Annotated in this window: 13 protein-coding genes; 7 read left to right on the top strand and 6 right to left on the bottom strand. The window is 74.8% G+C overall.

What is annotated here, in order from left to right; translation table 11 throughout:
• Positions 1-66 precede the first annotated feature (66 nt).
• A complete protein-coding gene (locus ACZ6S8_RS21225; RefSeq protein ID WP_469457932.1) occupies positions 67-708 on the top strand; it encodes a hypothetical protein in 642 nt (213 codons plus the stop codon).
• A 117-nt stretch (positions 709-825) separates the two neighbouring features.
• Positions 826-1245 carry a hypothetical protein gene (locus ACZ6S8_RS21220; RefSeq protein ID WP_469457930.1) on the top strand — a complete coding sequence of 140 codons (420 nt, stop codon included), beginning with the start codon at positions 826-828 and terminating at the stop codon, positions 1243-1245.
• Here the strand turns inward: ACZ6S8_RS21220 and ACZ6S8_RS21215 are convergent.
• The 6 genes from ACZ6S8_RS21215 to ACZ6S8_RS21190 form a co-directional block, all read right to left on the bottom strand.
• On the bottom strand, positions 1242-2270 hold the full coding sequence (locus ACZ6S8_RS21215; RefSeq protein ID WP_469458377.1) for a hypothetical protein: 1029 nt from the start codon (positions 2268-2270) through the stop codon (positions 1242-1244). The genes ACZ6S8_RS21220 and ACZ6S8_RS21215 overlap by 4 nt on opposite strands.
• 153 nt (positions 2271-2423) lie before the next feature.
• Complete coding sequence (locus ACZ6S8_RS21210) at positions 2424-3434, bottom strand: LLM class F420-dependent oxidoreductase (RefSeq protein ID WP_469457928.1); 1011 nt, start codon at positions 3432-3434, stop codon at positions 2424-2426.
• Between the two features lie 124 nt (positions 3435-3558).
• Complete coding sequence (locus tag ACZ6S8_RS21205; RefSeq protein WP_469457926.1) at positions 3559-4404, bottom strand: hypothetical protein; 846 nt, start codon at positions 4402-4404, stop codon at positions 3559-3561.
• A 151-nt stretch (positions 4405-4555) separates the two neighbouring features.
• A complete protein-coding gene (locus ACZ6S8_RS21200) occupies positions 4556-5557 on the bottom strand; it encodes an N-acetylmuramoyl-L-alanine amidase (RefSeq protein ID WP_469457924.1) in 1002 nt (333 codons plus the stop codon).
• Positions 5558-5668: 111 nt separating this feature from the next.
• Entirely contained in the window at positions 5669-6310 is a 642-nt protein-coding gene (locus ACZ6S8_RS21195) for a class I SAM-dependent methyltransferase (protein ID WP_469457922.1), read from the bottom strand.
• Positions 6311-6351: 41 nt separating this feature from the next.
• Positions 6352-6837, bottom strand: a complete 486-nt coding sequence (locus tag ACZ6S8_RS21190; protein ID WP_469457921.1) for an ATP-binding protein — start codon at positions 6835-6837, stop codon at positions 6352-6354.
• A gap of 84 nt (positions 6838-6921) precedes the next feature.
• Between ACZ6S8_RS21190 and ACZ6S8_RS21185 the strand changes: the two genes are divergently transcribed.
• The 5 genes from ACZ6S8_RS21185 to ACZ6S8_RS21165 all read left to right on the top strand — a co-directional run bounded on the left by ACZ6S8_RS21185 (position 6922) and on the right by ACZ6S8_RS21165 (position 13711).
• Positions 6922-7770: a helix-turn-helix domain-containing protein gene (locus tag ACZ6S8_RS21185; RefSeq protein WP_469457919.1), complete on the top strand. Its 849-nt coding sequence runs from the start codon at positions 6922-6924 to the stop codon at positions 7768-7770.
• A complete protein-coding gene (locus tag ACZ6S8_RS21180; RefSeq protein ID WP_469457917.1) occupies positions 7730-8062 on the top strand; it encodes a DUF397 domain-containing protein in 333 nt (110 codons plus the stop codon). Before ACZ6S8_RS21185 ends, ACZ6S8_RS21180 begins: the two co-directional genes overlap by 41 nt.
• 128 nt (positions 8063-8190) lie before the next feature.
• Positions 8191-10227, top strand: coding sequence for a serine/threonine-protein kinase (locus ACZ6S8_RS21175; protein ID WP_469457915.1), 2037 nt, complete (start codon positions 8191-8193; stop codon positions 10225-10227).
• Between the two features lie 105 nt (positions 10228-10332).
• Positions 10333-12465 carry an acyl-CoA dehydrogenase gene (locus tag ACZ6S8_RS21170; protein WP_469457913.1) on the top strand — a complete coding sequence of 711 codons (2133 nt, stop codon included), beginning with the start codon at positions 10333-10335 and terminating at the stop codon, positions 12463-12465.
• A gap of 58 nt (positions 12466-12523) precedes the next feature.
• The gene (locus ACZ6S8_RS21165) at positions 12524-13711 is read left to right on the top strand and encodes a lipid-transfer protein (RefSeq protein WP_469457911.1); all 1188 of its coding nucleotides are present in this window, start codon (positions 12524-12526) and stop codon (positions 13709-13711) included.
• The last annotated feature ends 319 nt before the right edge of the window (positions 13712-14030 follow it).

Here is a 14030-nt window from a genome sequence, read left to right as displayed (position 1 = left end):
CCCGGAGGGCGGATCCGGGCGGCCGGGGCGAGGCTGCGGAGGACACCTCAGTCCCCGGAGGCAATCGTGTCCGTACCCACATCCGTCCGTTTCCGTCGATCCCTCGCCGCCGTGGTCCTGTCCACGTCGCTGTTGGCCGGCGCCACCGCGTGCGGCGGCGGCGGTGAGAGCAGGGCCCAGGGCGAGAGCGTCTCCATGGCCTCGGCGGCCGAGCTGGCGGCCCTCGCGGCCGCGGTGCCGGCCGCGAACGAGGCGGACGAGGCGGCCGCCGCGACGCCGTCGCCCAGTACGAGCGCCGAGAAGCAGAAGTTCGCCAAGACGCGGTTCGTCGCCAACGCCGGTCTCGCGGCCGGGGCGACGTACCAGTGGATCATCAAGCCGTACCAGGCGGGCAAGTTCAAGAAGGGCGCGAAGGGACGTACGTTCGCGCTGGTCAAGGCCGGTCTCGCCGGTGCCTTCGCGTACAACAGGCTGAAGGCCGCCGGTGACAACGCCAAGGGCGACCCGCTGCTGTCCAAGGCGATGGTCCCGCTGACGGCGGGCATCGAGTCCCTCAAGGGGCTCGGCACCAAGCTCCGCAAGGGCCAGGCCGGCGACGCCGACATCGGCGCCTTCCAGGACGTCATCAACGGCGTCAAGGAGGCCGGCAAGAGCGCGGGAGCCACGGTGACCGACAAGGTCCCCAGCGTCTCCCAGCTCGGCGGGTAGCCGGCGGGCCCCGCACGCGGGATCCGGGCGGCCGGTCGGACCCGGCCGCCCGCTCCGCGTGCCCGGGCGGGCGGCCGGGGCGGGCGGCCGGGGCGGCCCGGCCTGTTTCAATGGGACGTGATCGAAATCGTGGTGGCCGTCCTCGCGGCGGCCGGGGCCGGCTGGCTGCTCCGCCGCAAGCACCTGCGCCGGACGGCGGCCGGACCGGTGCCGGGGATCCCCGGCATGGCCCGGCAGCCCGCCGGTACGGGCCGCTGGCGCCCGGGCCGGGTGCACGCCGACGGGGGAGCGGCCCGCTGGATCCCCGTACGGGGCGAGCCCGCCCCGCTGCCGCACGGCCGCGCCACCGCGGTACGGGCGCCCTCCGTGAAGGAGGCGATGTCCATCAACCCCGGCTCGCGGATCGTGACCTGCACGTACGGGGACGGCGGCGACGGCGGAACCATCGAGATCGCCGTCATGGCCCTGGACCTGCACGAACTCCTGGAGGCCATCCCACGACCGAACCCGGACCCGGAGCCGGACCCCGGGAGCTAGAGCCCGGTCCGGTGCGGGCGGGTGCCGTGCACGGCGGGCAGCCGGGTCCGGGTGTACTCGAAGGCGTCCTGATGGGGCGTCAGCGGGTGCCACGGAAAAGGCGGCAGGGGGTAGTCGTCGCGCAGGACGCCCTCCGGGAGCACCCCGGTCGCGGGCATCGGCGATGTCTCGGCAGGGTGGGCGAGGTACGCCCAGACCCCGCTGTCCAGCGGCACCAAGGCCCCGCGGTCGCCGGTCGGGCTCCAGGTCGCGCCCGTGAGGGGGTGCCGGGGCACGAGGAGCACGTCGGGCCAAGGGTGCGGCGCGGGGACCCCCGGCCCGGCGAGCCCGAGGGACCGGGCACCGGGCCCGGCCGGGAGGTACCGGTCGAGGGCGTGGCCGAGCAGGTCGGCGAGGGGCCCGGCGGGAAGGGTCACGGGCCGGTCCCCGGTCACCGCCACGAGGTGGGCCAGGGCGACGCCGACCGCCGCCTCCCAGCGGCGGCTCCACCACCCGTCGAGCTCGACGGGCGGGACGCGGTGCTCGGGACGGCGCAGGTCGTCCCAGTCCGGGGGCGGAACGGCGGGGAGCCCCGAGGGTCGGCGCACGACCGCGTCGGGTTCCAGCCACACCGTCTGCCACGATCCGCAGTCGTCGACGCGGGTCGCCACGGCCCGCCCGCACCCTCCGCACGCCAGGTTGGGGCCCGTCCGGCCGTCCACGCCACGGCAGTAGCCCTCGCACTGCTCGGGGATCAGTCCCATGGACCGGGAGTCCCCGGGGGCGATGACGATCCTGTTCCGCGCGCCGAAGGAGACGAAGTACACCGGTGCGTACACGCCCTGCCGGGCCGCCGCCTCCTCGCCGACCTCCTCCCACGGCCGCCACGGCGGTCCGCTGGGCAGGGGCTCGACGGCGTACGTCGAGGGGTCCATCAGCGGGGGATGGAGTTCCTCCCACCCCCCGTGGTGGGTGTGGACGGGGAGGGCGTCGACCCGGGACACCGGCGCCGTCAGCTCCGTGCCGCACCCGGCACACGCGAACACGTCCAAGCAAGCTCCCCGCCCCGGCCCCGGCTGTCCCGCGGATTGTGCCTGGCGGGCCGGTGGGGGATCCACCGGATTTCGAACCGCCGGGAGGGCTCTTCCGGGAACGGGACAGCCGTCAGCCGTCAGCCGTCAGCCGTCAGCCGTCAGCCGTCAGCTGTTGAGTTCCGCCAGGACGCGCAGGGTGTGGGGGTCCGGGGCCGTCAGGAGGAGGTCCGTGACGGGGCCCTTGCGCCACAGTTCGAGGCGTTCGGCGATCCGCTCGCGGGGGCCGATCAGGGAGATCTCGTCGGCGAAGGCGTCCGGGACGGCGAGGACCGCCTCCTCCTTGCGGCCGGCCAGGAACAGCTCCTGGATGTGGCGGGCCTCGTCCTCGTACCCCATGCGCGCCATCAGGTCGGCGTGGAAGTTGCGGGCCGCGTGGCCCATGCCGCCGATGTAGAAGCCGAGCATGGCCTTGACCGGCAGCAGGCCCTCGGCGACGTCGTCGCAGACCTTGGCGCGGGCCATCGGCGCGATCATGAACCCGTCGGGGAGGTCGGCGAGGGAGGCCTGGTAGACGTCGGTGCGGGTCGGCGACCAGTAGAGGGGGAGCCAGCCGTCGGCGATGCGGGTGGTCTGGGCGATGTTCTTCGGTCCCTCGGCGCCCAGCAGGAGCGGCAGGTCGGCGCGGAGCGGGTGCGTGATGGGCTTGAGCGGTTTGCCGATGCCGGTGCCGTCCCCGCCGCGGTACGGGTGCTGGTGGAAGCGGCCGTCGAGGGCGACCGGGCCCTCGCGGCGCAGGACCTGGCGGATGACGTCGACGTACTCGCGGGTCGCGGTCAGCGGGCTCGCGGGGAACGGGCGCCCGTACCACCCCTCGACGACCTGCGGTCCGGACAGGCCGAGGCCCAGCATCATCCGGCCGCCGGAGAGGTGGTCCAGGGTGAGCGCGTGCATGGCGGTCGCGGTGGGGGAGCGGGCGGCCATCTGCGCGATGGCCGTGCCGAGGCGGATCCGCGAGGTGTGGGCGGCGATCCAGGTCAGCGGGGTGAAGGCGTCCGAGCCCCAGGCCTCGGCGGTCCACACGGAGTCGTAGCCGAGGCGCTCCGCCTCGGTGGCGAGGTCGAGGTGGTCCGGGTTGGGGCCGCGGCCCCAGTAGCCGAGTGCGAGTCCCAGGCGCATGTACGGTCCCCTCCGCGCGATGCCGTTCCTGACGATGCGTCAGGTGACTGTAGGGCAACGGCCCCCCGCCCGGAAGGGGGCGGGGGGCCGTTGCCGACGGTCCGAGGCGCGGGGGCGCGGGGGCTCAGCCGCGCTGGATGTTCGACGTGTCGTTGAGGACGCCGCGGCGGCCGTCCTGGGTCTGGGCGATCAGCGTGGACGGGCCGCGCTGGTCGACGGCCAGGTACCAGGTGCCCGGGGCGAGCTCCGCGATGGGGGCGGGGGAGCCGTCCTCGCCGAAGAGGGGCCGTGCCACCGGGACCGCGAACCAGAACGGGGTGAAGTCCGCGGCCGGGGCCGGCTGGCCCCCGCGGGACGCGTCCTGCGGACCCGGGCCGGGAGTCGGGGTCGGGGTGGGGGTGGGCTCGTGGGTGCCGCCGTAGGGCGGGACCGGCTGCGGGGTGTTCCCGTACGGCTGCTGCTGGTGCTGCTGCCCGCCCGGGTAGCCGTAGCCGGCGCCCGGCTGGGGCTGGCCGCCGTAGGGCGGGACCGCGGCCGGCTTCGGCTCCGGCACCAGGCCGCCGGCGAGCGCCGGGACCTTGGAGCCGAACAGGGCCACGCCGGCGAGGAGCAGGGTGGCGAGGAAGGCGATGACGGCGCCCGCGCCCAGGTCGATCGAGCTCGGGCAGGTGATCAGCGCCCACAGCGCGGACCAGGCCGCCGACACCGCGAGCACGGCGCCCCAGGCGCCGAGCGGCAGGCCCAGCACCTTGCGGGTCTCCGGCTGGAAGCGGGCGGCGACGAGCAGGCCGGCCGCGATGAAGCCGATCAGGAAGACGCTGGGGAGGACCAGCCGGTAGGCGTCGGTGTCCCATGCGCTCGGGGTGTCGATGCGGGGGGAGGAGTAGAAATCGAGGAACGAGGCGATGAACAGCAGCACCGCTGCTCCGATCACCACGCCGTCGCCTCGAGTGAGGGAGCGGATGTTCACGTCTTAGGTGTCCTTCTCGGTCTCGGTCGTCTCGTGGTGCCGCGGTCGCAGAGCGTGCCTGGAGCGGGGCGGGCGGCACCATGGTACGGAGGTCACCGGCGGCCGAGGGGGTCGGGGCGGCGGGCGGTCCCGGCGGGACCGCCCGTGGGGACTACCCGCCGAGGAAGCCGACGATGCCGTTCGCGATGCCCAGGGCCGCCTTTTGCCGCCACTCCGGACTCGTCAGTTGCGCCGCGTCCTTGGCGTCACGCATGTTGCCGCATTCGATGAACACCTTGGGGCGGGTTGACAGGTTCAGTCCGCCCAGATCGTCGCGGACGACCAGTCCGGTCCCGCCGCCGAGGTAGTTGGCGGGGGCGGAGCCGGTGGTCCGGGCGAAGTTCCCGGCGATCCGCTCGCCGAGTTCGCGGGAGGGTCCGACGATCTTCGCGGTGTCGGCGCCGCCCGCCTTGACGGTGGCCGGGAGGATGACGTGGAAGCCGCGGCTGCCGGCCGAGACCCCGTCCGCGTGGACCGAGACGACGGCGTCGGCCGCCGCCTCGTTGCCGATGCGGGCGCGCTCGTCGATGCACGGGCCCCAGGGCCGGTCGGCCTGGTGGGTGAGGACCACCTTGACGCCCTGCGCCTCCAGGACGGCCTTGAGGCGCAGCGAGACGTCGAGGGTGAACTCGGCTTCCATGTAGCCGGAGTTCGTGGTGGTGCCGGTGGTGTCGCACTCCTTGCGGTTGGTGCCGATGTCCACCTGCTTGTTGATTTCCCTGCTGTGCTTGAAGTTGCCGGTGTTGTGGCCGGGGTCGATGACGACCGTCCGGCCGGTCAGCGGCCCCTTGGCCGGGGCGGGCGCCGCGGAGGCCGCCGGGGAGGGTGAAGCGGAGGCGGAGGCGGACGCCGATGCGGAGACCGGGGCCGAGGGGCTGCCCGTCGCCGGGGCGGCGCCGGGCTTCGCGTCCGGGCCGGACGCCGCGGACGCCCCGGGGGGCCGCTCCCCGGCTCCGTCGGAGACCAGCACCTGGGTCAGCAGCCAGCCCGCCAGGCAGGCCGGCGCGACTGCGGCGGCCGCGACGACGAGCGTGGAGCGGCGGGCGTACCAGGGACGGTCCGGGCTGACCGCAGAGCCGGACTCGGGGGAGGGGGAACTGTCGTCGTAGCGCACGCGGCGATGCTAGACCTGCGCTCCCGCCCCCGTACGGACCCTGGGCCATCCGGGGGCGCGGTGCGGTTATATGCCGGGTCGGTGTGCTTGTGTGCCGGGTCGGTACGCGCCTTACAGGCCGGGACCGGTCCGGCGCAGCACGCGCAGCGAGTCCGTGACGGAGGTCTCCTCGAAGGCCCCGGAGGCCAGGGCGCGCTGGTGGATCCGGTACGGGGCCTGCCCGCCGTCGGCCGGGTCCGGGAACACGTCGTGGATGACGAGCGTCCCGCCCACGGCGACGTGCGGGGCCCAGCCCTCGTAGTCGCCGGTGGCGTGCTCGTCGGTGTGACCGCCGTCGATGAAGACCAGCCCGAGCGGACCGGCCCAGGCCGCGGCGACCCGCGGGGAGCGGCCGACGACCGCGATCACGTGGTCCTCCAGCCCGGCCGCGTGCAGGGTGCGGCGGAAGGTGGGCAGCGTGTCCATCAGGCCGACCTCCGGGTCCACGACGGTCGGGTCGTGGTACTCCCAGCCGGGCTGCTGCTCCTCGCTGCCGCGGTGGTGGTCGACGGTGATCGCGGCCACCCCGGCGTCGCGGGCGGCGTCGGCGAGCAGGATCGTGGAGCGCCCGCAGTACGTGCCGACCTCCAGCAGCGGGAGCCCGAGTGCGGCGGCGGCGACGGCCGCCTCGTACAGGGCGAGGCCCTCCCGTACGGGCATGAACCCCTTGGCGGCCTCGAAGGCGGCGAGGGTCTCCGGCTTGGGGGTGGCCATGTCGTCTCCGGCGGGGTGAAGGGGTGGTCGGGCCTGGGCGCTCATGTTGCCCTACCGCCCGGTAGCGGTCCATGGCGGGGGCCGGGCGGCCCGGGATCGGCGGTCCGCGGGGCGTCGCACTCGAACCAGACCGTCTTGCCGACGGGCAGCGGCAGGCAGCCCCAGCGGTCGGTCAGCGCCTCGACGAGGAGCAGGCCCCGGCCTCCCCCGGCGGGTTCCCCCGGGCCCGTGTGCGCGGGGGCGGGGCGGACCGGATCCGGGCAGGCGTCCGACACCTCGACCCGCAGCCCGTCCGGCTGCCGCAGGATCACCACCCGGCACACCTGCCCCGGCACGTGCCGCACGACGTTCGCGACCAGCTCGGTCAGCGCCAGCTCCGCGTCCCCGGCCAGTCCGGCCAGGCCCCAGTGGCGCAGGAACGCGCGCAGGATCCGCCGTATCGGCCGGGCCGAGTGCTCACCGACGGTGAAGCCCATGCGATAGCTGTCGCCGATGCCCGCGGGGAGCAGGTCAGTTGCGTGATTCATGACACCAGGGTGGAGCGGGATGGTTACGCTCGGCTACGGCTCGAAACGAACGCCGCATCGCGTGAACTTGGGGGTGACCGCCTCATGGTCAACATCCGTGATCTGGACCCCGGCGCCTCGCCGCTGGACTACTACGGCTCGGAACTGCGCCGCCTGAGGGAGGACGCGGGCCTGAAGCAAGGTGCGCTCGGCAGCATCATCTTCTGCACGGGCTCCCTGATCGGGCAGATCGAGACGGCGCGCAAGGTCCCGACCAGGGACTTCTCGGAACGGGTGGACGCGGCGCTGGGGACGGGAGGGATGTTCTCGCGACTGGCGGGCTTGGTGCTGCGGAGTCAACTCCCGACTTGGTTCCAGCCGTACGCCGAGATGGAGGCGAGGGCGGCGTACATCTCCTCTTTCCAGGCCCAGCTGGTGGACGGGCTGATGCAGACGCCAGCGTATGCACGGGCTCTGCTGGGCGGCCGGTCGCCGAAGGGGCTCGACGCGAAGGTGGAGGCCAGGATGGACCGCCAGCGCATCCTGGACCGCGAGAATCCGCCACTGATGTGGGTGGTGCTGAGCGAGGCTGTACTGCATCAGGAAATCGGCGGCCGGGAGGTCATGCGGAACCAACTCGCCCACCTGTTGGCGCTGGAGGAGCGGGAGTGGGTGAAGGTGCAGGTTCTGCCCTTCGAGGTGGGCGCCCACGCCGGGTTGATGGGCTCCTTCAACCTGTTGCGGTTCGACGACGACCCTGATCTCGTCTACACCGAGGACTTCGTGCAGGGCCACATGACGGCCAATCCACAAGCTTTCCGGGAAGGTTCGCTCCGTTACGATCACGTGCAGGCCGCAGCCCTCTCCGTGAAGGACTCGGCGGCGCGGATCGCCCGTGTAATGGAGGAACGCTATGGACACCATCCAGCACCTGTCGGGCGCGCAATGGCGTAAATCGTCGTACAGCGGCGACACCGGCGGTCAGTGCGTCGAGTGCGCCCCCCTGGGCGGTGCCGCTTGGCGTAAGTCCTCGTACAGCGGCGACACCGGCGGTGAGTGCGTCGAGTGTGCCCCCCTCGGCGGCGCCGCCTGGCAGAAGTCCTCGTACAGCGGTGACACCGGCGGGGATTGCGTCGAGGTTGCCGCGCAGCCTTGCCGGATCGCCGTGCGGGACTCCAAGAATCCCGGCGGGCCCGCCTTCACCGTGGCTCCGGCCGCCTTCTCGGAGTTCGTGCGGAGCCTCTGACGCCGGACGTCGTCCCGTTCGGTCACCCTTGCCTTCGTCCTGCATCCAACTGGCCCTAGTCTGTGGCGGGTTCGAACGGCCGGGCGGCCGGTTCGGGCGACCACAGGGGATCACCGGGGGCGGGCAGCATGGGCAGTGCACTGAACGACGACGACAACGTCGACGGCGGCATAAAGCCGCTCGCGGCCGGGGATCCGACCCGGATCGGCCCGTACGTTCTGCTGGGGCGGCTCGGCGCCGGCGGCATGGGGCGGGTGTTCCTGGCCCGGTCCGAAGGTGGGCGCACGGTCGCGGTGAAGGTGGTGCACGAGGAGCACGTGTCGAACGCGCAGTTCCGGGCCCGCTTCCGCCACGAGATCGACGCCGCCCGGCGCGTCGGCGAGCGGTACACCGCCCCCGTGCTGGACGCGGACGCCGAGGCCGACCTGCCCTGGGTGGCCACGGGGTACGTGCCGGGGCTCTCGCTGGAGCAGATCGTGCGCCGGTACGGTCCCCTGCCCGTGGGCTCCGTACACGCCCTGGCCGACGGACTGCTCCACGCCCTCCAGGACATCCACTCGGCGGGGATCGTGCACCGCGACCTCAAGCCGTCGAACGTGATGCTGACCGTCGAGGGCACCCGCGTCATCGACTTCGGCATCTCGCGCGCCCTGGAGACGTCCGTCGAGTCGCTGCTCACCAGCACCGGCCTGGTCGTCGGCTCGCCGGGGTTCATGTCGCCCGAGCAGGTGCGCGGGCAGCGCGCCGGCGCGAAGAGCGACGTGTTCACCCTCGGCTGCGTCCTGATGTACGCGGCCACGGGCGAGCTGCCCTTCGGGCGCGGCGCGAGCAACCAGCACGCGGTGATGTTCCAGATCGTGGAGGGCGAGCCGGCGCTGGAGCGGATCGGGGACGAGGCGCTGCGCGCGTTCGTCGCCCGGTGCCTGGCCAAGCCCGTCGACGAACGGCCTGGCGTGGAGGAGCTGCTGGAGGATCCCGAACGGGTCCGTCCGGCGGTGCTCGCCGGGGCGTGGCTGCCGCCGAAGGTGGTGGCGCGCCTCGCCCGGCAGGCGGCGCGGCTGCTCGACGTGGAGGCGGTGCCCGAGCGCGCGGCGCGGACCCCGGCCGGTGACACCGACCGGGCGACGGTCGATCTGCGGCCGGCGGAGGCGTCCGGCGGGGCGGTGGCCGGGGCGGTCATCGCCCCAGTTGCCGATCTGGTGGACGCCTCCGTGCCGGGTCCGGTGCCCGGCCCCTCGGCCGGCGACTCGGCCGGCCCCGAGCGGGGCCCGGAGCCCGGCCCGCCGGCCGGGGGCGCCACGGCCGGGGGCGGGAGGTCCGGGCGCAGGCGCCGCCTGACCATCGCCGTTCCGGCCGTCTTCGTGTTCGGGGTCGGGGGCGGCACCGTGGCCCTGATCCAGCCGTTCGGCGGCGGCGCCGGCACCGGAGCGCAGGCCTCGCCCCCGGCCGCGAGCGCTCCCGCGGTGCCCGGCACCCCCGGCGGCTCCCCCTCCGGGGCGGCAGGTTCACCGACCCCGGGCGGGCCCGGCTCCCAGAGCCCCGCCGCCCCGGCGCCGGACGGTCAGGTCGGCGGCCAGGTCGGCGGCGCCTCGACCCCGGGCGGCGCCGCCGCGCAGGGTGCCGCGTCGGGCGCGGGGACGCCCGGCGGCGCCGCCGGCACCCCGGGGGGAGCGGGCGGTACGGGTACCGATGCGACCAAGGGCACCGGCTCGGGCCCCGCCGCCGGAGGCGCGGGCGGCGGCGCCACCCCCGGCGGCGGCTCGGGCGCGACTCCGGGCGGTTCCGGTGCGCCGGGCGGCGGCGGTTCGCCGAGCGGGGGCTCCTCCGGGGGCGGCGGGCTCCCCGCGTACTTCGTCGGCTCCTGGACCTACAAGGAGCAGGTCAACATCAATCAGCCGGTGACGGTGACCATCGCGTCCTCCGGGGCCGTGCGGCTGATCAGCAACACCGCCATGGGCCACTGCGAGAACACCGCCAAGGTGACGTCGGTGGCCTCCGGCGGGTCCCGGATCAACATCGGCGCCGCCGCGGTGGACAAGAGCAGGTCCACCGGCCAGTTCTGTGCGGTCCTGGAGGCGTCCTTCTTCAGCAGGAGCGAGCCGGCCGGGCTCCAGCACAACGTGGGCCCCGCGCACGCCGACGGGTACTACTACCAGCGCTCCTGACCCCGCGAAGCGGCCGGGCATGCCCCCGCACGCGGCACACCCGGGCAAGAACGCGTTGCAGTTCTGACCTTCCGTCAGATTGGAACGTGTTCTAGTCTGCCGCGCATGGGCATCGGAATCACGCAGGAACAGCGGGAGTTGGCCGAGGCCGTGCGCGGCTGGGTCGCGCGGGTCGTGCCGCCCGAGGAGGTGCGCAAGCTGCTCGACAGCCCGCCGCGGACCGGGGTGCGGCCCGCCTACTGGGACGCGCTGGCCGAGGCGGGGCTGCTGGAGCCGCACCTGGAGGGCGGGACCCTGCTCGACCTCGCCGTCGTGGTGGAGGAGGCCGCCCGCGGGGCGCTGCCGGGGGCCTTCCTGCCGAGCGCGCTGGCCTCCGTACTGCTGGACCGGGCCGGGGCCGAGCCGCTCGCCGGCCGGGTCGGCGCGGTGGCGCTGGGCCCCGGCAGTCTGACCGCCGTCGCGGTCGAGGGCGGCGGCCACCTGCTGGACGGGGACGCGCCCCCGGTGCTCGGCGCCGGCGAGGCGGACCTCGTCCTGCTCGCGGCGGAGGCCGCGCACGGCACCCGCTGGTTCGCCGTGGACGCCGCCGCGCTGGACATCCGTACGCACGAGGCCGCCGACCCCACCCGGCCCACCGCCGAGGTGCGGGCGCGCGGGGTCGCCGTGCCGGCCGGGCGGCTGCTGGAGCTGGACGCGGCCCTGGTGCGGGACCTGGCCTGCACGCTGTTCGCCGCCGACGCCTGCGGGACCGCCGCCTGGGCGGTGCACACCGCCGCCGAACACGCCAAGGTGCGCGAGCAGTTCGGCCGGCCCATCGGACGGTTCCAGGGGGTCAAGCACCTGTGCGCCGACATGCTGGTCCGCCTGGAGCAGGCCCGGGCGCTCGCCTGGGACGCCGCGCGGGCGGTGGACGAGAGTGCCGACGTACGGTCGCTGACCGCCGCGCTGGCCGCCGGGACCGCGCTCGACGCCGCGTACTCCTGCGCCAAGGACTGCATCCAGATCCTCGGCGGCATCGGCTTCACCTGGGAGCACGACGCCCACATCCACCTGCGCCGGGCCCTCGTCGCCCGCCAGCTCCTCGGCCCCGGCGACGGGCACCGCGTACGGGCCGCCCGGCTCGCGGCGGCCGGCGCCCGGCGCGAACTGCGCCTGGAACTGCCGCCGGAGGCCGAGGCGCACCGGGCACGGGCCCGGGCCGCCATCGAGGACGCGCGCGGCCTCGACCCCGCGGCCGCCCGCCGGGTGCTGGCCCCGACCGGCTACGCGGCGCCGTACCTGCCGCCCCCGTACGGGCTGGGCGCCGGACCCGTCGAGCAGCTCGTCGTCCAGCAGGAGCTGCGGGCGGCCGGGGTCAGGGTCGCCGACCTGGGGATCGCCACCTGGGTCGTGCCCTCGCTGCTCGCCTACGGCACCCCGGAGCAGATCGGGACGCACCTGCTGGCGACGCTGCGCGGGGACACCACCTGGTGCCAGCTGTTCTCGGAGCCGGAAGCCGGCTCCGACCTGGCCTCGCTGCGGACCAGGGCGGAGCGCACCGGGGACGGCGGCTGGAAGGTCAACGGACAGAAGGTGTGGACGAGTTCCGCGCACAGCGCCGACTTCGGGATCCTCCTCGCCCGGACCGACCCTGCGGCGCCCAAGCACAAGGGCCTCGGCTACTTCCTCGTCGACATGAAGAACACCCCCGGCATCGAGGTCCGGCCGCTCAAGGAGCTCACCGGCGAGGCGCTCTTCAACGAGGTGTACTTCGACGACGTGCACCTGCCCGCCGACGCGCTCGTCGGGGCCGCCGACGGGGGATGGAAGGTGGCCCGCAACACCCTGGGCAACGAGCGGGTCCACATGGCCGACCAGATGACCTTCGACACCGGCCTGGAGGCGCTGATCGCCCGCTCCGACGCGCTCGACGGCGCGTACCGGGCCCGGATCGGGGCGCTGGCCGCCGAGGCGCACGCGCTGGCCTGCATCGGGATGCGGACCACCCTCCAGCAGGTCTCGGGGCTGGAGCCGGGCGCGGGCGCGTCCGTGCGCAAGCTCGTCCAGACCCCGCACCAGCAGCGGACCGCCGAGCTCGCGCTCGAACTGCTGGGGCCCGCGGGCGCGGTGCGGGAGGGGGCGGGGGAGCGGGCGGTGCACGGGATGCTCATGTCCCGCTGCCTGACCATCGCCGGGGGCACCACGCAGGTGCAGCTCAACGTCGTCGCCGAGCGGATCCTCGGCCTCCCCAGGGACTGACCGGACGCGCAGGGACCGACCGGACGCGCAGGGAACCGACCGAAGGGACAGCAGGGGCATGAAGTCGTACATCGTGGGCGTCGGCATGACGAAGTTCGAGAAGCCGGAGTCGAGGGACTGGCAGTACTGGGACATGGCGAAGGAGGCCGGGTCGGCGGCGCTCGCGGACGCGGGCGTGGACTACGGCCTGGTCGAGCAGGTGCCGGTGGGCTACTGCTTCCAGGCCTCCACGGCCGGCCAGCGGGCGGCGTACGAACTGGGGCTGAGCGGGGTCCCGGTCTACAACGTCAACAACAACTGCGCGACCGGTTCGACGGCGCTGATGATGGCGCGCCAGTTCGTCGAGGGCGGCATCAACGACTGCGTGCTGGCGCTCGGCTTCGAGAAGATGAAGCGGGGGGCGCTGGGCGGCGGCGCCGACGGCGGGGACTTCGCGACCTCGCCGGTGGCCCGGCACTACGGGATCATGGCCGCCGGGCACGGCTTCGAGATGTCCCCGCCCACCGCCCAGATCTTCGGGAACGCGGCGCGCGAGCACATGGAGCGCTACGGCACCACGGCCGCGCAGCTGGCGGCGGTCGGCGCCAAGAACCACCGGCACTCGGCGAACAACCCGAACGCGCAGTTCCAGGACGTGTACTCGGTGGAGGACGTCCTGGCGGCCAAGCCGATCCACGACCCGCTGACCAAGCTCCAGTGCTCGCCGACCTCGGACGGCGCGGCGGCGGCGCTGGTGGTCTCGGAGCGGTTCGTGGTGCGGCACGGGCTGCACGACAAGGCGGTCGAGATCGTGGCGCAGTCGATGACGACGGACACGGAGGCGTCGTTCGCGTCGGGCTCGTGCATCGACGTGGTCGGCAAGCCGATGACGGCCGCGGCGGCGCGGCAGGTGTACGAGGCGTCGGGGCTCGGCATCGAGGACGTGGACGTGGTGGAGCTGCACGACTGCTTCTCGATCAACGAGCTGCTGACGTACGAGGCGCTCGGCATGTGCGGGGACGGCGCCGCCGGGGAGCTGGTGGAGAGCGGGGCGACGACGTACGGCGGGCGGTGGGTGGTCAACCCGTCCGGCGGGCTCATCTCGAAGGGGCACCCGCTGGGGGCGACCGGACTCGCGCAGGCGGCGGAGCTGGTGTGGCAGCTGCGGGGCGAGGCGGGGGCGCGGCAGGTGCCGGGGGCGGGGGTGGGCCTCGCCCACAACATCGGCCTGGGCGGCGCGGCGGTGGTCACCCTCCTCCGCCGCTAGCCTCCCGGCGGGGGGCGGGGGGCGGGGGCGGGGGGCGGTACGGCGGTGCGGCGGGGGCGCGGCGGGGCGGCGGTACGGACCCGGGGGGGCGCCCCCCCCCCCCCGGGGGGGCCCCCCGCCCGGGGGGGGGGGGGGGGGGCGCCGGGGGGGGGGGGGGGGGGGGGGGGGGGGGGGGGGGGGGGGGGGGGGGGGGGGCCCCCCCCGGGGGGGGGGGCCCGCCCCCCCCCCCCGGGCCCGGGGGGTCCGGTGGCGGAGGAGGGAGCGGGGCGCCGGGCGGGATGATCCGGCCGGAGAGCGGGGCGCCGGTCATCAGTTGTAG

Source organism: Streptomyces sp. NPDC048461 (genome assembly GCF_055587105.1).
This window is presented reverse-complemented; position numbering and strand designations above follow the sequence as displayed.